The sequence below is a fragment of the Lactobacillus corticis genome (assembly GCF_018327645.1).
GTDB lineage: Bacteria > Bacillota > Bacilli > Lactobacillales > Lactobacillaceae > Lactobacillus > Lactobacillus corticis.
On record NZ_BMAY01000006.1, the window covers coordinates 1 to 26,847 of the forward strand.

20 protein-coding genes are annotated in these 26,847 nt (G+C 40.4%); 5 read left to right on the forward strand and 15 right to left on the reverse strand.

Annotation, left to right across the window (positions count from 1 at the left end):
• Positions 1-103: 103 nt before the first annotated feature.
• From mreD to ezrA, 12 genes are all read right to left on the reverse strand, one after another.
• The gene (mreD, locus tag KI210_RS04820) at positions 104-643 is read right to left on the reverse strand and encodes a rod shape-determining protein MreD (RefSeq protein ID WP_212780770.1); all 540 of its coding nucleotides are present in this window, start codon (positions 641-643) and stop codon (positions 104-106) included.
• On the reverse strand, positions 643-1,491 hold the full coding sequence (gene mreC, locus KI210_RS04825; protein ID WP_212780771.1) for a rod shape-determining protein MreC: 849 nt from the start codon (positions 1,489-1,491) through the stop codon (positions 643-645). Before mreC ends, mreD begins: the two co-directional genes overlap by 1 nt.
• Positions 1,492-1,539: 48 nt before the next feature.
• Complete coding sequence (locus tag KI210_RS04830; RefSeq protein WP_212780772.1) at positions 1,540-2,544, reverse strand: rod shape-determining protein; 1,005 nt, start codon at positions 2,542-2,544, stop codon at positions 1,540-1,542.
• 100 nt (positions 2,545-2,644) lie between these two features.
• Complete coding sequence (locus KI210_RS04835; protein ID WP_212780773.1) at positions 2,645-3,280, reverse strand: JAB domain-containing protein; 636 nt, start codon at positions 3,278-3,280, stop codon at positions 2,645-2,647.
• Between the two features lie 49 nt (positions 3,281-3,329).
• On the reverse strand, positions 3,330-4,010 hold the full coding sequence (locus KI210_RS04840; protein ID WP_212780774.1) for an HAD family hydrolase: 681 nt from the start codon (positions 4,008-4,010) through the stop codon (positions 3,330-3,332).
• Positions 4,010-5,260 carry a bifunctional folylpolyglutamate synthase/dihydrofolate synthase gene (locus KI210_RS04845; protein ID WP_212780775.1) on the reverse strand — a complete coding sequence of 417 codons (1,251 nt, stop codon included), beginning with the start codon at positions 5,258-5,260 and terminating at the stop codon, positions 4,010-4,012. Before KI210_RS04845 ends, KI210_RS04840 begins: the two co-directional genes overlap by 1 nt.
• Before the next feature lies 1 nt (position 5,261).
• Entirely contained in the window at positions 5,262-7,901 is a 2,640-nt protein-coding gene (locus KI210_RS04850; protein ID WP_212780776.1) for a valine--tRNA ligase, read from the reverse strand.
• A gap of 683 nt (positions 7,902-8,584) precedes the next feature.
• Positions 8,585-9,442: a helix-turn-helix domain-containing protein gene (locus tag KI210_RS04855; RefSeq protein ID WP_212780777.1), complete on the reverse strand. Its 858-nt coding sequence runs from the start codon at positions 9,440-9,442 to the stop codon at positions 8,585-8,587.
• A gap of 223 nt (positions 9,443-9,665) precedes the next feature.
• On the reverse strand, positions 9,666-13,364 hold the full coding sequence (locus tag KI210_RS04860) for an SEC10/PgrA surface exclusion domain-containing protein (RefSeq protein WP_212780778.1): 3,699 nt from the start codon (positions 13,362-13,364) through the stop codon (positions 9,666-9,668).
• A 287-nt stretch (positions 13,365-13,651) separates the two neighbouring features.
• Complete coding sequence (gene thiI / locus KI210_RS04865; protein WP_212780873.1) at positions 13,652-14,869, reverse strand: tRNA uracil 4-sulfurtransferase ThiI; 1,218 nt, start codon at positions 14,867-14,869, stop codon at positions 13,652-13,654.
• A 7-nt stretch (positions 14,870-14,876) separates the two neighbouring features.
• A complete protein-coding gene (locus KI210_RS04870) occupies positions 14,877-16,034 on the reverse strand; it encodes a cysteine desulfurase family protein (RefSeq protein WP_212780779.1) in 1,158 nt (385 codons plus the stop codon).
• 87 nt (positions 16,035-16,121) lie between these two features.
• Positions 16,122-17,837, reverse strand: a complete 1,716-nt coding sequence (gene ezrA, locus KI210_RS04875) for a septation ring formation regulator EzrA (protein ID WP_212780780.1) — start codon at positions 17,835-17,837, stop codon at positions 16,122-16,124.
• A gap of 344 nt (positions 17,838-18,181) precedes the next feature.
• On the opposite strand from ezrA, the gene rpsD reads away from it, so the two are divergent.
• From rpsD to KI210_RS04900, 5 genes are all read left to right on the forward strand, one after another.
• Entirely contained in the window at positions 18,182-18,793 is a 612-nt protein-coding gene (gene rpsD, locus KI210_RS04880) for a 30S ribosomal protein S4 (protein ID WP_212780781.1), read from the forward strand.
• Positions 18,794-18,874: 81 nt separating this feature from the next.
• A complete protein-coding gene (locus KI210_RS04885; RefSeq protein WP_212780782.1) occupies positions 18,875-19,339 on the forward strand; it encodes a YueI family protein in 465 nt (154 codons plus the stop codon).
• A gap of 3 nt (positions 19,340-19,342) precedes the next feature.
• Positions 19,343-20,656, forward strand: a complete 1,314-nt coding sequence (locus KI210_RS04890) for a replication-associated recombination protein A (RefSeq protein ID WP_212780783.1) — start codon at positions 19,343-19,345, stop codon at positions 20,654-20,656.
• Positions 20,657-20,989: 333 nt separating this feature from the next.
• Positions 20,990-21,274, forward strand: a complete 285-nt coding sequence (locus tag KI210_RS04895; protein ID WP_212780784.1) for a hypothetical protein — start codon at positions 20,990-20,992, stop codon at positions 21,272-21,274.
• A 67-nt stretch (positions 21,275-21,341) separates the two neighbouring features.
• Positions 21,342-21,815 carry a universal stress protein gene (locus tag KI210_RS04900; protein ID WP_212780785.1) on the forward strand — a complete coding sequence of 158 codons (474 nt, stop codon included), beginning with the start codon at positions 21,342-21,344 and terminating at the stop codon, positions 21,813-21,815.
• A gap of 58 nt (positions 21,816-21,873) precedes the next feature.
• Here the strand turns inward: KI210_RS04900 and KI210_RS04905 are convergent, their stop codons facing one another.
• The 3 genes from KI210_RS04905 to KI210_RS04915 form a co-directional block, all read right to left on the reverse strand.
• Positions 21,874-22,887 (reverse strand): glycosyltransferase family 2 protein, encoded by a 1,014-nt coding sequence (locus KI210_RS04905; protein ID WP_212780786.1) that lies wholly within the window; start codon positions 22,885-22,887, stop codon positions 21,874-21,876.
• A gap of 57 nt (positions 22,888-22,944) precedes the next feature.
• Complete coding sequence (locus KI210_RS04910) at positions 22,945-23,331, reverse strand: hypothetical protein (protein WP_212780787.1); 387 nt, start codon at positions 23,329-23,331, stop codon at positions 22,945-22,947.
• Between the two features lie 369 nt (positions 23,332-23,700).
• Positions 23,701-26,673 carry a beta-glucosidase gene (locus KI210_RS04915; protein ID WP_212780788.1) on the reverse strand — a complete coding sequence of 991 codons (2,973 nt, stop codon included), beginning with the start codon at positions 26,671-26,673 and terminating at the stop codon, positions 23,701-23,703.
• Between the last annotated feature and the right edge of the window lie 174 nt (positions 26,674-26,847).

Here is a 26,847-nt window from a genome sequence, read left to right on the forward strand (position 1 = left end):
TGGTAACAGAAAAAGATCCATATAGTATCTAAACTAATACTATACGGATCTTCAATTCAAGCTCATATCAACCCTTATCAACAGGATTTGACAAAGAGCCTTTTTAATAGCGATATGACCGCAAATCATTTCTAAATGGATAGTCCCTAACCAGGATGAACCAAATCCAGTAAGTTAAAACAGCAACAATTAAAGTCACAATTAAATTTCCTACTAGATTTACCAATAAACTATGAACACTCACAACCGCCAGTTTCATGAAGTTGAGGATCAACCAAATGTAAGCAGTTAGTGCACTAGTTCCAACCAATAAGACTAACAAACGAGTAATAAACAATTCTGGCAACCACCTGGCGATTTTTTGACAAGCCCAAATGGCTAATGGGAAAAAGACCGCATAAATGCCAATGATCCCCCAGAAATACAAGTCGGCGATAATTCCGGCCCCTAGGCCTAGCCAGATTTCTTGAGAATTGTATTCATCCATTAGTCCAATCAGCATAATTCCGATTGGCATTATAAAAATCGGTGCCTGAATTTTTCCTGAGGTTAGATATGCACCCAGATAAGTTGAAGCCAGGCCGTCAGCTACCATCGCTAAATACAAGGCAATTGCTAAGGCCCATTCTCTTAAATAGCGCATCAGCTCACCTTTCTCTCAATCACAGTAACAATGGTTGGATTATCGAGGTTGCCTGCTGGATTGATCCGAATCACGTCAGATAAACCATATGAGTCTTTAGTCGTTGTCGAAACGGTCCCAACCAGTAAGCCTTTAGGTGAATTGCCACCCATTCCACTAGTATAAACTTTCGTTCCCTTGGTCAACTTACGGCTATCAACCACTTGGGTGAAGGATAATTGACTTGAAGAATCAACTGAGATAATGCCGTGGACGGTTTTGCCATTTTTGGCAGTGGCTTCAACGGCAAAGCGGTTAGCTGAAGTATCACTGGTGGTAATTAATTCAACCTTACTCGTGGCCGCATTAACTTCCACAATTCTACCGATTACGCCGCCACCTGACATTACTGCCATATTCTTCTTAATCCCAGAAGTTTTGCCTTTATTGATGACCAATAAATCAGACCAGGTGTCAGTTGACCTTGAAATAACTGATGCCGTCACTTGTGAATAGTTCGTTAAGGTCTGCTTTAACTTCAGCGTGCTCTTCAACTCTTTATTTTCTGCTTGCAAAGCCTTATTTTCTGCTTGCGTTTGGCCAAGTTCATCCACTTCTTTTTTCAAGCGATTATTTTCTTCTTGAACCTTTAACAAATCAGAAACGCTGGTCGCTCCATTTGAGATCAGCTTCAATGGGAAATTAATAATATTGGCACCAACACTCACGACATCATTGCCGAAACTTTGAATTACCAGTGGATTATTTCTGCGCTTCCGTAAAGCGGTAGTTCCGGCTAAAACGATTAGTACCAGCAAAATTACGACAAAAGTCGTTAGGAGTTTTTTGTTTTCGAGAAATTTCTTCATACACAACCAATCCTAAATAAAAACCGGCCCTTGCAGCCGGCTTTCTTGCTATTTGCGACTTCTACGCATAACTTCGATGTTCTTAAGTGATTCACCAGTTCCGATGGCAACACAGTCGAGCGGATCTTGTGCAATGAAGACAGGAACTTTGGTTGCTTCTGCAATGACGTCAGGCAAGTTCTTAAGGAGAGCTCCACCACCAGTCAAAACGATACCGTGGTCAATAACATCAGCTGCAATTTCAGGAGATGTTTGTTCAAGGGTTTCTTTGATCGCAACAATAATGTCTTGAACAACATCTTGAATAGCAGAAGCGACATCAACAGCTTCGACTTGGATCGACTTTGGCAATCCCGTTACTAAATCGCGGCCACGAATACTCATGGCTTCAATTTCTTTAGCTTTTTCAATTGATGCTGAACCAATTTGAATCTTAATGTCTTCAGCAGTCCGTTCACCAATCAACAAGTTAAACTTAGAGTGAATGTAGTTAATGATTGCTGAATTAAACTTGTCACCGGCTTGACGAATTGAAGTAGATGAAACGATACCGCCTAGAGAAATCGTCGCTACATCCGTCGTTCCCCCACCGATATCAACAACCATTGAACCGGTTGGGTCCATAACTGGTAATCCAGCACCAATTGCTGCTGCAAAAGGTTCTTCAATTACAAAGGCTTCACGAGCCCCAGCAACCCGGGCTGCATCGATAACTGCCCGTTTTTCAACTTCTGTGACTCCTGACGGAACACAGATCATAACAGATGGTTTTGAATTGCCATTAGTCTTTTCCATGAAGTACTTCAGCATGGCAGCAGTCGTGTCATAATCTGCAATAACCCCATCCTTCATTGGACGAATGGCAACAATTGAACCAGGGGTACGACCAATCATTTCCTTAGCTTCTGAACCAACGGCGATAACTTCACCGGTTTGCGTATTTTTAGCTACTACTGATGGTTCACGGAGGACAATACCTTTGCCTTCCATGTAGACCAAAGTATTAGCCGTACCCAGGTCAATCCCGATATTTTTTGATCCTAATCCAAACACGAAAATCTCTCCTTATGTTGCGGTCTCTAAATCTTGAATTATTATAGCATATTTGAGAAAAATATTTGTTATTCCTTCTAATTTAAAGGAAACTTTACCATCAAATGCACTCTAAGTAGCCTGCTTCGACCATACTTAGAAAGCGCCCCTTCCCCACAATAAAGTGGTCAACCAAATCAATTTCCATTGATTGTGCGGCAGCCATTAATTGTTTACTAGTATTTACATCAGCTTTTGAGGGGGTTAAACGACCGCTAGGGTGATTATGACAAATAAAAACTCCGCCAGCACCGTAAATTAAAGCCCAACGCATCACGTCTCGGGGATGGACCATCGTTCGATCTAAGGTTCCCCGCGAAATTTGTTTTTCTGCCACAATCTGAGCTGCATTATTCACATAAAGTGCCCAAAATTCCTCTTGTTTTAAATTTCCTAACCGATTGGCCCAATACTGTCCGACAGCTTGGTGATCAGGAAAAGTTTGAGGCAATTCACTATAGTTTGCCCGAATCCGATCAAACAAGCCTTCTGCTGCCGTTGCCAGTTCAGCTGAGGCTTGGGGCCCTTTAAGAAACTGGACAAAATCGCTTAATCCCTTGATCTGATTTTTTCGGAAAAAATTCGGCAAATCTGCCAGCTGGTCTACTCCAGCTTGCTCCAGCGCAACAATTAACTGCTCTAATAATTCAAAGTCGGAACGAATAAGCTGATGCTTATCATAATTAATATATTCCATTAAAATCCCTCCTTTTATTAAATACGCAAAAAGCAGGGATTTTTCACGGTTATTTTATTTTGCTTAAAAACTCGTTGAAGTTAGCAACTACCATTGTAGCCTTTTCTTTATCAATTGTCGTTGCAGGCAGCAAGTCAGGAATCATCACTACTTTGAGTCCAGCTGCATGAGCCGCCGCTACACCAGTTGATGAATCTTCAAACACCAATAATTCGTCTTTTGCCAAACCCATTTTTTGACTGGCAGCAAGGTAAATATCCGGGGCAGGTTTAGGTTTAATGTGACCTTTTTCAACGTCTTTCCAACTTAAGTAAAAGCTAAAATAGTTGCGGATCCCCGTTGCCCACAGGACATGTTGAACAACGTCATCATAATTGCTTGACGCAATTGCCAGCTCTAAGCCCATATTTTGAAACTGATCTAAAGCCCGTTGGACCCCTGGCTGCAATTTGAGCTTGCCTTGATCAGTCCATTCCCATACCAGGTCATCGGTTCGTTTGATAAAACGGTCTCGATCCTCAACCGACTTGAAGTACTTATGATAAAAGGCCTGCATATCTTCAACCGTGGCACCGGTCAGTTTTAAGTAGGCATCATGCGGAACGCCTAGGTTAAATTCATCAGAGGCCTGAATGTTAGCATCCCAATATAATTTTTCAGAATTGACTAACAAGCCGTCCATATCAAAAATTACGCCCTTGATTTCTGTGGTAATACCAGCTACGCGCATCACGATTCCTCCATCTGCAAGATTTGGCTAACCAAGTAAAACGACCCGGTTACGAGTAAAATATCTTCGTCTTGACTAATTGCCTGCAAGTGGCGAAAAGCAGCCTCAGGATTAGCCATAAAAGGATAAGCTGGGGGAAAATCCTCCTGACCAGCAGCACGGGGATAATCAATTTGGGTCAGCGTTATTTGGTCGCTCGGTTTGAACAAGTCAAAGACTTGCTTAATGTCCTTATCTTTCATCATACCAATTAACACCCTTACTTGACCACCACGCACTTTCTGCTGCTGATGGACATAAGATAGCAGATTGCTAATTGCTTGCTGGTTGTGAGCACCATCCAAGATGATCATTGGCCGCTTTTGCAAAATTTGATATCTTCCTGGAATCTTGGTGGAATTGATAGTCTTCTCAACAACTGCTGGTGCTAAAGCCAGCCCCAATAAATTCAATACTTGGACTGCAATCGCCATATCGTAGGTTTCAACCAAAGGTCGCTGTTTAAAGCAATAACGGATTCCGCCAACCTCGGCGACACTGAAGTGATCGGTAACTGACGCCTTAAAGGCTTCAGTTAACTCAAAGACCGGACTATTCATTGCCTTTGCCCGATCTAAAACTATCGGACGAACGGCTTGGGGGATTTTACCTAAAACCACTGGTCTTTCTGACTTGATGATGCCGCTTTTTTCTTTGGCAATATCGCTCAAACCCGGTCCAATTATTTTTTCATGATCCAGACTGATCGTCGTAATAACACTTACTTCTGGAACGATGACGTTGGTCTTATCATGCGTACCGCCAATTCCGACTTCAATCACAGCATAATCGCACCGCATTTTTTTGAAAAAATAGAAGGCCATGGCTGTTTCGTATTCAAAAATCACCAAGTTGAATTCTGGATCAGTCTTTTGGATTTGTTCAACCGCAGCCGTCACCTTATTTGCAGCTTGAATCAGTTCTTCATCACTAATATTGTGGCCATTAAGTTGAATCCGTTCGTTAAATTCTTTGATATAGGGCGACACAAAAAGGCCAGTCTTTTGACCGGCCTTTTGTAAGAGTTCGCTAATGTAGTAAGAGGTCGAGCCTTTACCATTGGTCCCAGTAACATGGACAGTTTTGACCTGTCTTTCTGGGTGCCCCATAACTGCCAGCACACGTTTTATATACGATAAATCGCTTTTGCGGTGAATCCGCGGCAAAGCATATAAGTAGCTGATAACAGCTTTTGCAGTTTTAAAGTTCACTCTATTTGCTTTCTTTCAATTCTTGAATTCTTTCTCGAACGCCTGCTAATTGACTTTCGTAGTCAGCTTGCTTGGCCTTTTCTTTTTCAACCACAGCTTGTGGAGCGTGTTCGGTAAAGCCTTTGTTGGCAAGCTTCTTCTTTGCTCGTTCAACTTCGCCTACTAAACGATCAGCTTCTTTTTCCATTTTGGCAATTTCATCATCAACATTAACCAATTCAGTAAGTGGAACAAAGATTTGCGCACCGGAAATTACCGCCGTTTTGGCTAATTTTGGAGCGTCAATACTGGTTGAGACTTCAAGCTTCTTAGGATGCAGGAAGTTTTCAACGTATGATGCATTGTCGGTTAAAATCCGCTTATCTGCTTCATTTTCAAGCTGAATCAGGATGTCAATCGAACTAGACATTGGTGCGTTAACTTCCATCCGGATATTCCGAACTGCCTTGATAACGTCAATTAAGAAGGCCATTTCTTGGTCGGCAGCCTTATTCTCAAATTCAGGGTGAACTTCAGGATAAGCTGCAACCATTAAGCTCTTACCTTCATGAGGCATTGATAGCCATAATTTTTCTGTTACAAATGGCATAATTGGGTGCATCAAACGCAAGATTTGATCCAAAATCCAAGTCAAGTTGGCTTGTTTTTGGGCCTTCAATTCGGCGTCATCACCATTCAAAGCTACCTTAGAAATTTCAATGTACCAGTCACAGAAATCATTCCAAATGAAGTTGTACATTTCACGACCAGCTTCACCAAACTGGAATTCATCAAACAATCTGGTTACTTCACTAATAGTGTGATTCAGGCGGTCGAAGATCCATTTGTCAGCTAGGTCAAATTTAGCCGTATCTGGCATTTGGGCAGGTGCAGCATCTTCAGGCAAGTTCATAATTACGAACCGGCTGGCATTCCAGAGCTTGTTAATAAAGTTCCAGGCCGAATCCATCTTGGTGTAGCTGAAACGCGTATCTTGACCAGGAGCAGTCCCGTTCAATAAGAACCAGCGCAAAGCATCGGCACCATATTTGTCAATTACGTCCATCGGGTCAATTCCGTTACCCAAGGACTTGCTCATCTTGCGCCCTTGTTCATCACGAATTAAGCCGTGCAAAACAACATTGTCAAATGGTTTTTCCTTAGTAAAGTGCAAACTTTGGAAAATCATCCGCGATACCCAGAAAAAGATGATGTCGTAGCCGGTAACTAAAGTATTGGTTGGGAAGTAACGCTTAAAGTCAGCCGCATTTTCATCTGGCCAGCCCAAGGTTGAAAATGGCCATAAGGCACTTGAGAACCAGGTGTCTAACACATCTTCATCCTGCTTCCAGTTTTCAGGATCCTTTGGTGCTTCTTCACCAACGTACATTTCACCAGTTTCCTTGTTGTACCAAGCAGGAATCCGGTGACCCCACCACAACTGACGAGAAATAACCCAGTCATGGACATTTTCCATCCATTGATCGAAAGTTTGTTCGAATCTTTCAGGAACGAAGTTTACCTTGCCGTCTGTCTTTTGGTTAGCCAAAGCCTTTTCAGCTAATGGCTTCATCTTAACGAACCATTGAGTAGATAAACGTGGTTCAACTTGTACGCCGCTCCGTTCTGAGTGACCAACTGAGTGGACAATTGGTTCAACCTTGATTAAGTAGCCAGCTTCATCCAAGTCTTTTACCAATTGCTTACGGCAATCAAATCGATCCATGCCATTGTACTTGCCGCATTCTTCGTTCATCGTGCCGTCAGCGTTCATCACGTTAATCCGCTTAAGGTTGTGACGATTACCAACTTGGAAGTCGTTAGGGTCGTGAGCTGGCGTAATCTTTACCAAACCGGTACCAAATTCTGGATCAACGTGTTGGTCTTCAATAATTGGAATTCTCCGGCCAACTAGTGGCAAGATGAGTTCCTTGCCAACCAAGTCCTTGTAGCGTTCATCCCCAGGAGCAACAGCCACAGCCGTATCCCCAAACATGGTTTCCGGACGCGTAGTCGCAATCTCTACATAGCCATCACCATCAGCAAATGGATACTTAATATGGTAGAAAGCACCTTGATCATCTTTATGAATAACTTCAATATCAGACAGGGCAGTTTCAAGCTTAGGGTCCCAGTTGATAATATATTCACCGCGGTAAATCAAGCCTTCATTGTATAGTTGAACAAAGACTTTGCGAACCGCCTTTGACAGACCTTTGTCTAAAGTAAAGCGTTCCCGGCTGTAATCCAAAGACAAGCCCATCTTAGCCCATTGGCTCTTGATGATGTTGGCATATTCGTCTTTCCAGTCCCAAACTTGCTTAACAAAGGCTTCACGCCCCATTTGGTGACGATCCTTGCCTTGTTTGCGGAGTTTAGCTTCAACCTTGGCTTGAGTTGCAATTCCGGCATGGTCCATCCCTGGCAAGTACAAAGTGTCATAGCCTTGCATCCGCTTAAAGCGAATCAAAGTATCTTGAATTGCCGTATCCCAAGCATGTCCCAAGTGAAGCTTCCCAGTTACATTTGGCGGCGGGATAACAATTGAATATGGGTGGGCCTTTTTATCACCTGAAGGCTTGAACAAATCTTCGTCAAGCCAAGTCTGGTAACGGCCCTCTTCTACGGCCTTGGGGTCGTATTTAGGTGCTAAGTCTGTCATTTAAATTCCTCCAATAAAAAAGTCCTAGACAAGTTGTCTAGGACGATCTAATAACCGCGGTACCACCTACGTTAAGCAGAAAAACTGCTTCTCTTATAAGCGATAACGGTGCTGAAGTGTCCGGATTAACCTACTTGATTCAGTTAATCAGCTACCAAGCTACAAATCAACTTTCAGCCTCTCAGCAATATGGCCTTTCTCTGTTAATAAAGTCGATACCTCTTGATCGTTGCTTTGCTATGATTATGACACACCAGAAGACTGAGTGCAAGGGATTTAGCCACCAAAAAGTCGCTATAACCCCTACACCATACCTATTTTTTAAAAAAGTTAAAGAGGACAACTCCCATTAAGCTGTCCTCTTTATTAGCCAGTAACTCTTGTATTTAAAGGCAGATATTAAATAAGGTAGTATCTACTAGGTACTTTTTGTCTACTTACAAGTTATAACTATTACTCCCATGATAGCTTCATAACCTGCAAGGGCTACTTTACACTCATTCCTATCTCGACTCCTCCGAAACCGTCGAAATATTCTCTTAAGACATCAAATCCTATTTATCGTGCGTAAAAACGCTCTATTAGATCCAGACACCTTATTTAATGCTCAAGCAACCCATTTTGCTCTTGCCATAATAATATAGCTTTAGTTTTGAAAAGTTTTAAGCAATCGTCATATTTGACTATTTTTCCTTTAGATCTTCAATTAATGAGCCATACCCAATTTCCTTAACTATTTCACTAATGTGATTCACCAGGGATAAATTGCCATCAAATAAGGCTTTATAATAAACACCCATTATTTTATAAAAACCGATCGCGGGCTCAACCGGCAAATCATTCTTCAGAAATTCAATTGCTTGACAAATTGTTGAGTGAACCGATTTTCGTTCTTCTTTACTGGCATGGTAGGCACAATTCAAAAAGTTAACTGCAATCAAAGCCACATATTGCAAGGTAAATTCATCATATTCCGGGTTGGCAACAAAATGTTCTAGAGCATTGCGAACTAATGGGGCTGCTTCTTCAATTTCATAGATGATAATCGAATTGCAAAAAGTTTGATATGACCCGCGATTCCAATTATCTTCCAGGATTATCTTTTTAATCTTATTCTTAACGCCATCAGGAACTTGTTCGGGTGAATGATTGATCCAAGCATAAGCTAAAGTTATTCTTAGTTCCAGCCAAGAAGGCGATCCTTCAGGTCGCGTCTTTAATTCTTTTGAAATCTCATCAAGACGTTTGAGATTCTTGGTATATTGCGCAATTGAAATTTCGGTAGCAATCTGCAAGTCAGGTTCAACTGAGCTTTGATTTACTAAGCGGTCAAAAAATTTTCCAACATCAAAATGATGCGAAACCAGCAAATTAACTAAAGCGTCAGCATTAATGCGATTATCCCCTCTTTCAACTTTTGAATAATAAGATTCACTAATCACACCTGCAGCCATTTGAGACTGAGTCAAACCATAAGCCTTCCTCATTTGCTTTAACGCTTCGCCAATAGGTGCAGTATTAGAGTGATTTAATTTGTTCATACGGCTTTATACCTAATAATAACTTCCTACATTTTTTTCTAAAGCATGTTTTCATGCTTTAATCCATTCATCAGCTCTTTTACAAAGCGCTATGATCAATATAAATAACAATAAATACGGTCTCAAATGATCTTCATATATGACTATTTTTTATTTACAAAACAAAAAAAGAGCTGCAACGAGCAACTCTTTTAAGCGAATATATGAGTGTAAAATAACAATTTTAGGCGCGATCGCGCTTCTTTTTCTTGTCGAAGCCGAACAAAGCAGTAGTTAAGCCAAGCAAGGTTAAGCCTAACAATTCCAATCCGTTCTTAGCTTCTCCTGTTTGTGGCAATCGATGACTAGCACGATATTCTGCCCTAGTCATTGGCCGCTTCTTTGAGTTAGTAAGAACAGTGGCTGCAGGCGTTTTGCCTGGTTCACTTTGCATTCCATGAGCAGGTGCGCTGTTTTCAGCTCCTCCTGCCAGTTTGCCTGAGGTGGTTTCAGTTGACTTAGAAGTGTTGTTAGTAGGCGCCTTCGCAGTTTCACTTGCTTCTACCAGCAATTTACCTAATTTAGTAACAGATGATCCATCAGGGAAGGTTACAATCACAGTTTCATCGTAGCTGCCAGCAACTTTGGCATCCCCAGCTACCTTAGCTTCGTCAGCCCAGGCTGCCTTGGTACCCTGAGGCAAATCACTGATTGCATTCTTGCCAGAAAGCGACTCGTAGGATACGACGAATTTACTAGAACCATCACTGCTCTTTAGCGTTAAAGCATTTCTAAATTTTGGACTTGGTACGCTTTGACCAACTTTAATCTTGGTTACTGCAATAACCACCTTGTCGCCATACTGCTTAGCTTGCGTGTTCAAAGCTGCCTTGGCCTTAGCAAGATTGTTGTTAGCATCTGTTAAAGCAGTTTGAGCGGTATTGGCAGCCTTGGTAAGATCTGCGAGCTTAGCTTTTTCGGCAGTTAGTTTAGCTTGAGCTTCAGCAACTGCCTTTTGAGCTGCTGCAACGGCGTCCTTAGCTTGAACTAAGTCAGTTAGACTCTTATTGTATTGAGCCAGTTGAGCAGTAAGCTGGGCTAATTTGTCCTGATCAGCCTTTAAAGCAGATTGTGCATTTGAAACAGCTGCCTCTTGCTTTGCAAGAACTGTCTTAGCCTGGTTCAAAGCAGAATTCTTCGTGTTGAGATCTGCAGTCAAACTAGCAAGTTTAGCCTTTTCTTCAGCTAAAACGGATTGGGCTGCCTTAACTGCATTTTCTTTAGTTGGCAGATCAGCCAGGTAATTTTGCAGTTCTTGTTCAGCTGTTTGAACTGCTTTTTGATCTTCTGCTAACTTGTTTTGATCATTTGCCAATTTGCTCTTAGCATCTGCCAGTGCTTGAGTTGCATTTGCCAATGCGCTTTCCTTGTCTTTTACATCAGCTTGCGCATTTTCAAAAGCAGTTTGGGCAGCATTGGTGTTGTTTGCTTTTTCTGCTAAAACGGCTTTGGCAGAATTCAAAGTTGCAGTCTTATTATCCAAGACAGCATTTGCACTGGCTAAATCTGAATTTGCATTATCAAGAGCAGCCTTGGCAGTTTTTACCTGTTGTTCTTTATTGGCGATATCTTGATTATAAGCATCAAGGTTAGCCTTAGCGTCTGCTTGTGCTTGGGTGTCGGCAGCTAAATTATTTTTAGCTGTTTGTAAGGCGTAATTTGCATTATCTAAAGCAGTTTGCGCAGCATCAACGGCGGCTTGAGCCTGGCTGTTGGCATTCTTGGCATTAGTTAAAGTCTCAGTGGCTGAGTCCAAAGCTGCTTGCGTTTGGTCAGCTGCAGTTTGCGCTTGAGTGACTGCCTCATTCTTAGCATCCAGATCGGCTTGGTCAGTAGCAAGTTGAGCTTCAGCAGCCTGCAATTGTTGGTTTAACTCACTTGCTGCATCTGGAACCGCAATCGTTTGTCCTGCCAACTGAGCATACTCACCGTTCGGATTATCAACATAATTATGTGGATCTTCTGTTTGAATTTGCAAAAAGTGCTTTTGTTCCATCGAATCACGGTCATAACCAAACGAAGTCGCCACGCCGTTGCTCATTAAACCTGTTAGTGAAAGCGCATGACCCCAGCTTGAATCAGCATCACCAAACAGCATCGAGCGAACTGCGTCGTAAATTTTTTGCTTCATCTTATCGACTGTAGTCTCTCGTTTTGAAGGAGTCATGTCCGTTAGAATTTTCTTAATTCCATCTTCTACCACGTAATGCATATCTTGACCCTTTAGATTTTCATAATATTGGGTTCCTCTGATTCCATGGGCAGGGTCATTGACTGAATTTTTGGGAACCAGTAGTCCCATGTCTTGAGCCACTCGGTTAATAGTAGCTGTATCATGCCAAGCTGTAGCAACATTCTTTATATTCCAACCATCAGAATCGTAGCCTGCAGCAACTCTCTTGGCAAATTCAAGGCTTCCTGCATTTACGGTTAATTTATTATAACCAAACTGACTTCTAATATTATTCAAGAGTTGCGCAGCGTATAATGTTAATTCTTCTTGAATATCAGCAGCTAAAGGATTTTCAGGACTATATTCAACAGGTCTATGAGCATCCTCTGCATTACTCTGGTACTTGTAGGTGTTTTGTAATACATCACCAAGAGCTTTAAGCCTTTGACTGTTAGCTGCAGACTTATCATCTTGATATGCCCTCAAGGCATCAATGTAATCCTGGCTCAAGTTCATGGTGATATTATTCAAAGAAGCATTAATCTCATCTCTCCTTAACTTATCTGCTTCTTTCTTGTTTTGAGCTTCTTGGGCAGCTGCTTTGGCACTACTTAAATCATTTTGTGCTGAAGCATTGGCTGCATTTTTATTATCATAATCCGTTTGGGCATTTGCTAGATTATCAGCGGCTGCATTCTTGGCATCACTAGCAGAATTTAAACCATTTTGGGCATTTGAGATACTGTTTTGAGCATTTTCAATGTCTTGCTTATCACTCGCAACTTTCTCGCTTGCCTCGTCATAGTTATTCTGTGGTTCAGTTGAAATGCTGGAATTAAGGTCGTTGTTAGCCTGATCGTAAGCTGATTGAGCATCTTGTTGGGGGTTTGCTTTTTGATCAACCACTGACTGAGCAGCGTTAACTTCAGATTGAGCTTGATCAACAACGGATTGGGCACTTTGTTGATCATCCTTGGCATCTGACAAACTCTGTTCGACGTTCGCCTTTGTTTCTTTTGCATCGGCTAAGGCATCAGCTGCTGAAGTTTGATTTTCTGTTTTATTGCTAATATCGGTTTGATCATTCGAAATGGTCTTTTGATCATTGGCAACAGTGTTTTTGGCATTAGCCACAGCGTTTTGGAGTTGGTCTGACTTAGTCTTATTTAAATCAGTTTGTGCTTGGGCAAGCTTATCCTTAGCTTTATTGACAGCTTGCTGCTGATCTGAAACTTTTGCTTGAGCGTTATCAACGACACCTTGAGCCTTAGCTACATCGCTCTTAGCATTGTTGGCAGATGTTTGAGCGTCGCTAATTGCTGAATTATCATTCTTAATTGCATCATTCTGCTGATTAATCTGCTTTTTGACGTTGCTAATATTTTCGGAAGTAGCAGAAGCAGCTGCTTTTTGGGCATCATTTTGCTTAGTTTGCGCTTGATTTAAGGCTGATTGACTCTTATCAGCTGCTTGTTGAGCTTGATCAACTACTCCTTGTTGAGCGTTTTTAGCTGAAACAGCTTTATCTGAAGCTGTTTGGGCATTGTTGGCAGCTTTTTGAGCTTGTTCAACTGCAGCCTGTTTTTGGGCATCAGTTGAACTTGTGCTCGTATTTGTGGCAGCGTACACTGGTTGATTAGCTACAGTTACCCCTGCAACAGCAGCAAGAGCAGCACCGGCCAAGCCGACCATTTTCTTCTTATTATTCATTATTTTTCCTCCCTAGTAGAAAAAATGCTGATTTATCGCTCATTTGAGTCCACTGAAATCTCCCAAAATCATCTCAACTAATCATACTTAAATGACAATAAATCAGTATATGTACTTATGACTAAGTGTCTAAACAATAATTTACAACATTAATATAAATAGGATGTTCAAGATTTTCAAAGAATAGTCATATATGAATATATTAAAAAAACTAATTTCGTTACTTACGAAATTAGTTCTTTGATATTATTTGATTTTTGTCTTGATACCGGTCATCCGACTATTTATTACAACAGATCTGCATCTTCAGCTGACTTATCAGCTAAAAACTTTTGATTTGGATAGATCGGCGTTATTTCAATACCTGCCATGGCTCTTTCAATCAACCCATCAACATCAAGCCGTGCTTCGTATTCGCGAGCTTTATCAACCTTTGGCTTGGTCTTAGGACGAGGTGGCGCAAAAATCGTACAGCAGTCTTCAAATGGCATGATGGACAGATCAAACGTACCAATATCTTCAGCAAGTTTGATGATTTCAGTCTTGTCCATCGTTACTACTGGGCGCAAAACTGGAGTAGTCGTAACGTCATTTATCGCCATCATTGAATCAAGGGTTTGCGAAGCAACTTGGCCAACGCTTTCCCCATTAAAGATTGCCTTGCCTCCACGCTTTTCTCTGATTTTATCAGCTAACCGCAACATAAAACGACGCTGAATGGTCATCAGGTACCCTTCTGGAAGCTTCTCTTTAATAGTTTCTTGAATTTCAGCAAACGGCACGGCAATAAAGTTAATCTTGCCAGAATAATTTGCTAAAATGCCAGTCAATTCTTTGGCCTTAGCAAGAGCTTTATCAGTGGTGTATGGCGGACTAAAGAAGTGAACCATTTCAATATCCACTCCCCGTTTCAAGGCTAAGTATGAGGCAACTGGTGAATCAATTCCGCCAGAGAGCATCATCACCGCCTTGCCAGCCGTGCCCACCGGCATTCCGCCAGCACCTTGGAGCAATTCATTAGAAATGTACACGCCGTCAAGCCGCACTTCAATTCTCAGAACTAAATCAGGGTGCTTCATTTCGGCCTTTAAACCGTCCATATGGTCAAACAAGTAGTCGCCGACCATTGAATTAAGTTCATTTGTGTCATATTCAAAATGATGATCGCTTCTGCGAGTATTAACCTTGAAGGTCATCCCTGGTTTAAAAGTGGCCTGCATCAGACTTAAGGCAGTTTTTTCAATTGCTTCCAGGGTCCGTTCGGTTTTAATAACTGGTGAATAGGTTTGAATACCAAAGACCTTTTTTAGGCGCTGATCGACTTCTTCAAATGAGGTGCCATTTAAGACAATATGTAGTCGGTCATGCTTAGGATGAAATTCCAAATCAGGAAAATCCGTTAAGGTCTTTTGGATGTTGGCAGCCAAGCGGTTAATAAAGTCTTTACGGTTCTTGCCCTTAGTCGACAATTCCCCGTAGCGGACCATCACTTCCGTATAGTTCAACATATAATTACTCTCCTAAATGATTAATCTTAGCAAAATGCCGATAAATTCCATCAAAAACTTCGATGAACTGATCAGCTTCTTCCATGGTATTGCTTGCATCAAAACTCAGTCTAATTGCACTAGTGGCAATCTTGTCGTCAACATGCATTGCCACCAAAGTGCTTGCTTCATCGGCCGTCTTTGAAGCACAAGCTGAGGTTGTTGAAGTATAAATATCATGACTTTCCAAGGTGTGGACCAAAGTTTCGCCACGGATGCCGGTTAAGGCAAAACATAGTACGTGCGGCGCAAAACCATCATCAATCCCGGAAAAGATTTCAATTCCTGGTAAAGTTTTGAGATAATGATAGATCTTTTCCTTGATGGCTTGTTCTCTGGCGGCATTTTCTGGTTCCTGTTCAAGCAAAAGACGCATGGATTTGGCCATAGCAGCAATTGCTGGCAAATTTTCGGTCCCAGAACGCAAGCCTTTTTCCTGACCTCCACCATCATGCAGTGGCGTCAGCATCTTACCAGTCTTTTTATATAAAATACCGATTCCTCTTGGAGCATGGTATTTATGGGCTGACAAGCTGGATAAATCTACCCGCGGAGTGAAAACCCGGTCCCAAATATTTTTGCCAAAAGCCTGAACGTTATCGACATGAAAAGTAATATTAGGATAATTGTCCAAAATCTCTGAAATTGCTTCAATTGGCTGAATTGTCCCGATTTCGTTGTTTACACCCATGATTGAAACCAAAGTAGTGTCTTTATCTAGGGCGTTTTTCAAGTCTTGCGGATTAACTCGGCCTTCCTTATCGACCGGCAAACGCGTTACCCGATAGCCTAAACGTTCTAAAGCTGTAAAAGCATTAGCAACAGAAGCATGTTCAACGCTGGAAGTAATAATGTGTTTTCCAAACTCGCGCTTTTGAATGGCCGTGCCTTTGATTGCCGTGTTGTTGCTTTCAGTTCCGCCAGAGGTAAAAAAGATTTCATTTACTTCGGTACCTAAAAGACCAGCAATTTGTTTACGCGATGACATCAGCAATTGACTTGCGCGATCGCCAAGCTTGTGCAAGCTTGATGGATTGCCCCAAATATCAGTTGCTACCTTATTATAGGTAGTGAGAGCTTCAGGGTAGATCTTGGTTGTGGCTGAATTATCAAAATAAATCAAGTTTTTATTCTCCCTTTAAAAAAACGGTCAATCATCTTGACCGTTTAAATACTTTACAATCATAGCCTAAAAAGCTGATTGCTTCAATTAATTACTATTATGAGTTTCACTGTAGTAGGTATTTTCTAATCTTTGATAACTTCCTGGTTCAGCTTTCTCAATTGCCGTAGCAATCGTATCCAGCGCTTCTTTATACTCATACCGGTCTTCATACAGTTTCAAGGCTTCAGTTTGGGCCCGCTTGATTCGTTCATCATCAAACTTATTAGCATATTGCACGGTCAATTCAACCAAATTAGCTGAATTGATAATATCATCTGCTTCACGCTTTAACCGTTCAACGTCATCAGAAATTTGAATCAGTTCATCCGAGATCCTTTCCATATTAATGCGGACCTGTTCCAATTCACGACTCACTTTGCCAATTTCATTTACCACCAGAGTGTACATTTGCACGAAACTGTCTGGCTTGCCTGGCAAATTGCGCCGTTCAATTCTCCGATAAACTAAAGAAACCTCTTGCTTAAAGTTATTGATTGACTCAACCGCAACATTTTCAGAATCGTACAGCCCTTCAACATTTTGAGCCATCGCTTTTTGTTCTTCGTCGATCTCATGCAGCCGCTCCAGCATCTTTAGCCATGATTGGCGAACCTTGGAGAAAACAGCCTTGCCATCAGCAATATTTTGGGTATCAACTGTGTACTGATGACTCATTTCATCAACTTCGTGGGCAAGTTTTTTACTCTCGCCTAATTCGCCGTGAGTCAGTTCATAACTTTCATCGATATGCTTTAAGCGATCAACTAATTTCTTAGAAGAACTTTGCTGCTTGGACAAAACTGACAGCATTTTGGCTTGATTTTTTTCAACGAATGGCCGAGCCTTGTATTCTGCCTCTAAAACATCATATAACTGGCTGATTTCATTCTTGATTTCATCAGTTTTCTTGGTCATTTGGTCAATATCAAGCTGTTTCAAATATTCATTGGCTTCATCGATTTCACCGTAAATATTCTTAACTTCCTGTGGCAAATCAATTTCATCAATATAATACTTGTCACTGATCATTTGCTTATAAGATTCAGAAAGCTCAGCTAATTGATCCTGGAAGACGCTATCTAATTGATGTTCAGCCTCACTGACAATTGGCAACTGTTTTTCCAAATCTCCCAGTGCCGTCTCGAGGTGGTCCAATACCCTCTTGGCTTCAACGTGATCCCCTTGTGATGAGAGGTTCTTAGCCTGGCTAAAGTCTTTTTCCATTTCTGCCAGCTGGTCTTCAATTGGATCAATGGCAGAACCATAATTATACGACTTAGCCAGCACGTCTTTTCTCATCGCCCGGTAGGTAGTTATTAAACCATCATATTGAATCTGGTTTTCCCGATTCGATTCTAACAACTGGGTGAAGATCTGCTTAGTATCTTTTGCGCCCTTTCGAGCATCCTCTAGTAAGAGCTGAGCTTCTTTAAGATACTTATTTGATGTCCACAAACGATATTTAGGCAGTTCTGCTTCAGCCATAGATAGGAAATTGCGAATCTTCGGCATTGTTTCGCGCTCAATTTCTAAGTAGCGTTTTTTCCAAGTATTGAGCGTAGTAAGACTTTCACCAGCTAAGTCCATCTGATCTAGCCGATTGATATCTTGCTCTAAATCCAGGCCCTGAATTTGGTCTAAAACTCGTTCAATGGCTTCAATTTCATGTAATTGCTTGCGATTTATAAATAAGCCAAGTCCTAAAACAACAAGAATTAGGAGCACAATGGCGATTACGATTAAGGTTTCCGTAGATGACATTGTTTTCCTCCAAACTACTATCTAAATTATACCAAAAAGCAAACTGAAAACGAGTATTGAAGTTAGCAAGAAAAGCAACTTATTGCAAAATACCGAAAAATTGGAAAAAACTATCCTTTATCCTGCCTAATGCTTGCTTAAACGCTATGATCCCGCTATAATAGTGATCGTGTAAAATATTTGCAGCAATAGGCAGCAAGAACGTCAACAGCTTAGAACGTAAAGTGAACGAGTAACCCTCGGCTGCATTGGGTGAAAATGTGAATCTAAGCTGCACGAATGCGAACCTATTCTTAATATTTTACTCCAAATAACTATTATGTAGAATTATTGGAGGAAATTTTATGTCAAGATACACTGGCCCAAGTTGGAAACGGTCAAGAAGATTAGGTATTTCACTTTCAGGTTCAGGCAAGGAACTTAGCCACCGTAACTACGCTCCTGGTCAACATGGTCCAAACAACCGTGGTCGTTTGTCTGAATACGGCGAACAATTGCACGAAAAGCAAAAGTTGCGTTGGATGTACGGTTTGAACGAACGTCAATTTAGAACTTTGTTCAAGCGCGCTGGTAAGATCCGTCAAGGTGAACACGGTACCAACTTCATGATCCTTTTGGAACGGCGTTTAGACAATGTTGTTTTCCGTCTCGGTCTTGCAACTACTCGTGAACAAGCCCGCCAATTGGTAAACCACGGCCACATCACTGTTGATGGCAAGCGTGTTGACATTCCTTCATACGAAGTCAAGGTTGGTCAAACTATTGGCTTGAAGGAAAAGTCAAAGAACTTGCAACAAGTTAAGGACGCTTTGGAAGCAACTTCAGCTCGCCCATCATTTGTTACTTTTGATGACAACAAGATGGAAGGTAGCTTAGTTCGTTTACCAGAACGTGACGAATTAGAACCAGAAATCAACGAAGCCCTTGTTGTTGAATACTACAACAAACTTCTGTAATACGATTTTGGCGAAGCAAAAAGACTTTCTCGTTTCCGGGAAAGTCTTTTTTTCGTACAATATTACTATGAGGTGAATAATATGACTGAAGACTTGGAACAAAGAGTGGCTAATGCAGCTCAAGGCATTACCCCACAGACCAAACCAGATGAACGCCGACGTTACTTGGGCTCACTCCGAGAACGGGTGCTGGTGCGGATGAACAATCAAGAAATCAACAATCCTGACTTAACCAAAACTTTTTTAGCACATTTGGATGACTATCAAGGCTACACCATCCTTGTAAATGGAAATATCGCTGACAATGGCTTTTTAGGGAAACTTGAAGGACAAGCTAGCCAAAAGAATATTCCTTTTACCCTGGTAAATAATGAAACGGCCAAAACTGGTCCTGAAGATTCGGCCGTTTTAGTAGTTGCCAAAGAGGCAATCAATAAACCAAGGATCGAAATTGGACAAGTATATCCACCTGAATTTCCTACCGAAAAATTACCCGAGCCAAAGAAAAAGCCAGGTTTTTTCAGCCGTCTGTTTCACAAGGAGTAGCTTATGGCTTTTAAACCCTTAGCCTACCGGATGAGGCCAACGCAACTAGATGAGGTCGTCGGGCAACAACACTTGATTGGCCCAGGTAAAATAATCCGTCGCATGGTTGAAGCAAAATTGCTTTCTTCGATGATTCTGTATGGACCACCTGGCATTGGCAAAACCAGTATCGCCACGGCCATTGCTGGTTCTACCAAATACGCTTTTCGGATGCTGAATGCGGCAACTGATGGCAAGAAGGAATTAGAGCAAGTTGCCGTTGAAGCTAAAATGTCAGGAACGGTAATTCTGTTATTAGATGAAATTCACCGCCTCAACAAGGTAAAGCAGGACTTTCTCCTGCCCTTATTGGAAAGCGGCCAAATCATCTTAATCGGCGCAACGACCGAAAATCCTTATCTTTCGGTTACGCCTGCGATCAGATCCCGTTGTCAGATTTTTGAATTGAAACCTTTAACCGAAAAAGAAGCCAGTCAAGCAGTCGATCGCGCTCTTAAGGATGAAACCAATGGTTTGGGAAAAGACCATGTAACCCTCACCCCTAGTGCACGCACGCTTTTATTAGAAAAAGGCAATGGCGATCTGCGGTCAATTTTGAATGGGTTAGAATTAGCAGCCCGTTCCACCAAAGAAGAATTGCGCATGGCGGGAAAAAGCACCGACCAAATTACTATCGATTTAGAGGAAATGGGCAATTCACTCCAAGTTCGAACCCAGAGATTCGATGCCAATGGCGATAGTCATTATGATTTGCTATCGGCTTTTCAAAAATCAATCCGCGGTTCCGATACGGACGCTGCCCTCCATTACCTAGCAAAATTGTTAGTGAGCGGTGACTTAATTTCAGTCTGCCGCCGGCTAACTGTGATTGCTTATGAAGATATTGGCTTAGCCAACCCCGCTGCTGCCCAACATGCGGCTATAGCGGTTCAATCAGCCCAAGCAGTTGGTTTGCCAGAGGCGCGAATTCCGCTGGCTAATGCCGTCATCGAATTGGCCCTTTCGCCCAAAAGCAACGCTGCGATCATGGCGATTGATCAGGCAATGAGTGACGTTGAAAATCATGACACTGGAGAAATTCCAGCAGATTTGAAAGATGCGCACTATGCTGGGGCTAAAAAACTTGGTCATGGGAATAATTATAAATATGCTCATGATTATCCTAATGATTGGGTAGCCCAACAATACCTTCCAGATAAGCTACAGGGAAAAAGCTATTTTCAACCTAAGGGTAATTCAAAGATCGAAGCCGGCTTCAAAAAGCAGTACCAAATTTTGCGAAAAATGCAAGCCGATGGTCTTAAAAAATCCCGTTAGTTCAACATTTGTAATCGCTTACTAAAGTCTTGACAAAACTCATTACAATGAGTAATATAATAAGTGATCTGAGTTGATCGACAAGCTATTTTGTCTATAGTTGACCGATCAAACTAGAAGACGTGGTGGTTGGTAAGTAACTACTGAATCGGAATACTAGCTCGTCCTAGGATCCATATTCACTGCGATACCGACCGAATAATTGAACATTGCGGGTTCAACAAAACGTCATTAAGCTTCTTCTGTCAACTCGGATTTATTTGGATTTTTAGAGGCGGTCTTCGGGCCGTCTTTTTTTATCGTTAATACACAATTTTTAAATGGAGTTTTTTGATGATTATTACAATCCTGATGGTTCTTTTTGTTATCTTGCTGCTTGTCTTAGGCTGGTTCTTTTGGAGCCATCGGAATAGCACTTTTTTAGGGGTAGATACTGCTGCCAACAAAGAAGTTTCAGCTTTATTGAAACTTTCCTCAATCTTGCTGCTGGCAGTTGCAATTCTGGGAATTATCGCCATTGCTTTACAAAATAAACAGCTGGAATTGGTTACTCTCCTGGCTGCCTGTGTGGTCTTGACCATCTTTAGTATCAGCTTCACCAAATACAACCAACAATAATCTTTCCGCTTTATAAAGTAATTCTTATGATTCAATGGTAAAATAAAGATAGAAAGAGGTGCTTAATATGCTGAAACAATATAAACACATCCAAGTTTCTGTCGACGGCTCAAAAGAAGCGGACTTAGCTTTTAGCAAGGCGGTGGCACTTGCCAAGAAAAATGACGCGGTATTGGAAATTTTACACGTAATTGATACCCGCTCCTTCCAAAACGTTTCTAGCTTTGATTCAGCAATGGTAGAACAAGTTTCTGCCGATGCCAAGGATAAGTTGGAAGAGTACTATGCTCGAGCACAAAAAGCTGGTGTGCAAGATGTACATTATTCAATCGAGTTTGGTTCTCCAAAAACTATCATTGGACATGAATTTCCAACCAAGCACCACATCGATTTAATCGTCGTCGGTGCAACTGGTTTGAATGCTGTTGAACGTTTACTAATTGGATCGGTGACTGAATACGTAACCAGAACAGCTGATTGTGATGTTTTGGTTTGTCGAACTAAAGAGATCCAAGCTGCTCTGAAGGCAGAAAAAGATTAATTTAAGAAAGCAGTAGCAAAAAAGCAAGAAACTAAAGTTTCTTGCTTTTTTTGTTGGGTTAATTAAATCCATATAACTTATGAACTAGCATGTAGACGGCAGAAACAAACTTTCGGCCGCCCCACCCCGGAAGGTTAATTAATTGTCCGAATGGACGTCGGCGCAATGAATGATATAGCGGATAATCCAATCGTCTTAAGTCATTCCAGAGCTGACGCTTTTTCATTAAATATTCTCTCTTCTTGCCGCGAATTAAGATTACCGAAGAAATAGTGGTAATTATCTCCAGATAATATTTCAGATATGGAGCATAGTCTGCTTGATGATCAACTTCTTTTGCAAAGAAATAGATCATTCTTTTATTAATCAATAATTGCTGGTCAATTTTTCGCAACATTACCTGTTCATTAACCGATTGGTCCTCTCGACCAATGAAGTAATGATATAAATCAATATTTAAGTAATAAAAACTATGCACGTATTTTAACGGCTCATAGACTAAAATATTATCATCGTAGGAAACTTTTTCTGGCAATTTCACCTGACTTAATCGCAGAACTTCAGTCTTAAAGATTACCGCGTGCAGCATCATATATTGACCAGGGTGCATCTTAAGCTGCTTCCAGCCAAATATTTGATTTTTCGGCAAACGAGTAAAGTTGACTAATTTTTTATGCTTGGCTCCCACCTTGTCATACAAGTAATTACATAGCAGCAAATCAGGTAGCTGGCCTGTCGCCTTAGCTTGCGTCAGAAATTCCAAAACCTCTTGCAATGCTCTAAAATCAAGCCAATCATCACTATCTACTACCTTTAAATAGGTCCCAGTGGCGTATTTTAGCGCATTATTAATTGCACCACCATGACCGGCATTTTTTTCATGCAGTGGCTTAATTAAATTAGGAAACTTTTTGGCATAGCTATCAATTATTTTGCCTGTAGAATCAGTTGAACCATCATCTACCAGGATGATTTCAACGGCCTCGCCCCCAACTACCAAAGAATTTACGCACCGTTCCAGATAAGCAGCGGAATTGTAGCAAGGAACAATGAGACTTAAAACTTTTGACATATCATTCTCCAATCTAAACTATTCAGTGTCTCCACTTTCACCGTTCAGGGCGAGCGATTAAGCTTGCAAAGCACCATAAATATTAGCAACATCGGAACAATAAATGTTAAACAATTTAACATCCTGTTCATTTCCATCAATAATCGCTTCAAATGCAGCTTTCCCATCTTTTTCCACGTCAACATGCACTCCATATTGATCCACAAAAGCCTTTTTAACATTCAAACCATAAAAACATGGCAGCGATACTCCAAAATGAATTATCTTATTTTTGACATCGATTTTACCTGGGTCAGCAATTGCAATTCCTTGAAAACCACCTTTGGTATTATCAGCAATTACATACATCATATTTATGAAGTTATCTAACCTAGAAGTAGTCGCGGGTACCTTATTCTTTCTATTTATAGTATCTCTTATGTCATATACTAAGTAATTTGTCATTAAGATAATATCCTTTCTGTGACGCAAATCGATTAATCTTAATTCAATCTAGATTAATTTTACTTGTTATCATTTTTTACACAAAGAAAAAGTTGAATTTTTAGAAAATATTTTTACTAAAAGTAAAATATTACTCAGAAATAATTTTTTAAGACATCATAAACAAAGGTACTGACAAAGTTATTGCCTATAGCATAGTATTTAATGGCTTTTATAAATAAAAAACTCAGGCCAAAGCTTGGAACCGCTTACCTTATAGTATAAAAAGAATATTCGTTTTTATCCTAATTTGCATAAATTGATAAAAAGTCATCATTTTCTGTATATATACATATAAAAAGACCGGGGTTATACCCGATCTTTTTATGATTAAGATTTTTTAACATATTTTCTACGATAAAGGAAAACTACTAAGATTTGCAAAAGAAGTAGGATTACAGCTACCACAATGATATATCTAATGAGTGTTTGTTGGTAATTCCACAAAACACTCTGCCCTTTGTGGTAATGTCCCTTTGCATATGCATTACTATTTGCAACAGTGTAAAGGATGTTATGACTAGCCCTACGCATTGCCTTAACAACTTTAGGGTTGCTAGTATCCGTGACTTGAGCGTTACCAAGAGTGGAAAGCATCAAATCACCACCGTTCAAAATAGATTCATTAGCATTCAAGAAACCACCAGCAAAGTAGTCAGTCTCAGTTAGTCCTTTAAAGCCCCACTCTTTGCGCAATATATTTTGAAGTAGTTGCTTATTTGCTCCCGACCAACGATTTCCAATCATACTATATGAAGTCATGGCAGCACTTGCACCACCATTTTCAACAGCCATTCTAAACGGTTTTAAATAAGCTTCGCGAATAGCCTGTTCAGTGTTCCAAGTCATCAAACCGCTGATTGATCCATCTTTCTTAATGTAAAATCTATTGGTCTCTTGTTCATTCATAGCAAAATGCTTAATGTAGGAGTACACGCCATACTTCTTTGCACCGGAAATTTCATTTGAAGCCATAAAACCAGAAAGTTTAGGATCTTCTGAGAAGTATTCAAAGTTTCTGCCGCCAAATGCTGAGCGGTGTAAGTTCATTGCAGGACCATACCAGCCTGAAATGTTGGCCTGTTTCCCCTCCTTACCGACCTGTTCACCATATTTCTTTGCTAACTGCTTACTCCAAGTAGACGCTAACATGACCTCTGTCGGGAATGATGTAGTATTAAGCTTTGAAGTTACGCTAGCAAACAGGCTATTGAACCCGGCAGGGCCATCGAAATCGTGAGTCCCGATTTTTCCGATAGATCTAATTGGGAAAGTTTGATATCCGCCATAAGTTATTAATTTACCCATGTCACTAACTGACATTTGATTTATCAGCTTGTTCCATTTGCTGTTGTTGTAACTCTTACCTCTCAAGTCAGACAAAACAAGATTATTATTCTGATTTTGCGAAGGCATTGAACCACTCGAATTAGTGTTCTTATAATTTTGAGCAAGAGTAGCTGTCTTAAGCAAATTGCTCTTTAACTTAGTATTAGCACTTGGAGCTTTTGTTGCTTCTTTGTAATTTGCAAAATTATTCTTTCGACTCAAGTAAGTGAAATTAGATCCATCATTTTCAGCATACTGGAACTGATTACTGGTTGTACCGCTATCACCTAAAAGAGTATTATATGTTATCTTCTTACTCAAGTTATAATTTCTAGTAGCAATTACACTATGAGAATTATTCTTAATTTGAATTTGATATTCTCCTCGATCAAGAACATAGTGTCCACCATCTTTTTCGTCATAAGATGACATCTCTGCTCGGTTAAAACTAAACTTTATTGTCTGACTTTCGCCTGGCTTTAAGTTTTTGGTTTTAGCAAAATCAAGTAAATTAGTTGCAGACTTTTCAATACCACCATTATAGTATGGTGCAGTGTAGTACACTTGAACTACGTCTTTACCAGAACGCCTTCCAGTGTTCTTTACTGTAACGTTGAATGAAATTTCTCCTGATGATTTATTTACGTTAAGTTTACTCATACTTTGTTTAAAAGTGGTATAACTTAAACCATATCCAAATGGATATTGAACATGCTGTCTATAACCTTTTTGGTTATTTAAGTATCTAGTTTCCCAATATTTATAACCCACAAAGATATTTTCGGTCTCATGTACATACGCAGCTTCTTGGCCTGAGTAGTAATATGAACCAAAATTATTATAGGTTGGGGTATTTTTTAAATTATACACGTACGTATCTGTAGTACGACCCGAAGGATTAATTTCTCCCTTAAGAATTTTACCCAAAGCTTCAAACCCTTGAGCACCTGTACCTGCCATCCATAAGGCGGCTTTGATATGGCTGTAATTCTTTAACCAGCCTAACTCCATCGAATTAGCTGAGTTAACGACTACGATAACGTTTTTGAAATTTTGGTTTACCAGCTTTAACATTTCCTTTTCTGGATTATCAATTTCAAGATATGATTGTCCTTTGTTAAAGTCATCCTTACGTCCATGGTAAGTCTGATTGGCAGCCATGTTACGCATATCAGTAGGTAAATCGTTTCCTTCTCCACCGGAACGACTGAGAACTACAATAGCCGTATCTGAGAATTTCTTTGTTTGGTTAATTAAGCTTTTTGAATATTGTGAACCTTTTGGTTCTGGCAAAGTCCAATCTGCACCTAAAATACTGCCCGAACTTGGCCGACTCTTCCGATAATTGTGATAGAAATTATAAAGCTTTTGATTGGTAGTAAAACCTGCATCTTTCAAACTTTGATAAATATCAATATTTTTCGAAGTATTACCAGAACCTGAACCGGTACCACCGTAGAAAGGTGAAGTCGAAGCCCAGCCAAATACATTAACCTTTTTAGCTTTTATAGGTAGATAACCCTTAGTGTTTTGTAGAAGCGTCGTACCTTCACTACTGATTTGCTGAGTTAATTGATTGCCATCATTAGACAACTCTTTACTAATGGAATTAATGGACGTTCCTGCATTATTGGCATTCATCAACCCTTGCATTGGGCCAAAAATCATACTTGTCATAGAAACTACTATTGTAACCAAAAATACAATAAGTGATTCCCATTTTAGCCAAAATTGAAATTTAGATTCGCGTTTCCAAAATACAATCAGCAAAACTATAATTAATAGCAAAACAATGCCGATTGCAATAAAATACTTGCTACCTAACACTAAAGTGCTTGTAATGTCCGACTGAGAAACAATCCCAGCTGCCAATAATGATCTAATAACAACAGTGGCTGCTCCAGCAACTATGATTAATAGACCAATTATGACTCCCAAGGAAATTAGCAAACTGCGCAATTTCCGATTTTTCATAAAACAATCCTCCTGGTTTATTTAACTCTTTTGTTTGTAACCGTTTACAGTTATAACAATAAGCTAATCTGTTCGTATTTTTGAAGTTTTTACATATTTTGCTAAAATGAAAGCATTTTCTGTTTCTGTGCAAAAAACATCCACAGTTATATGTCTACAAACATCTTCGATAAA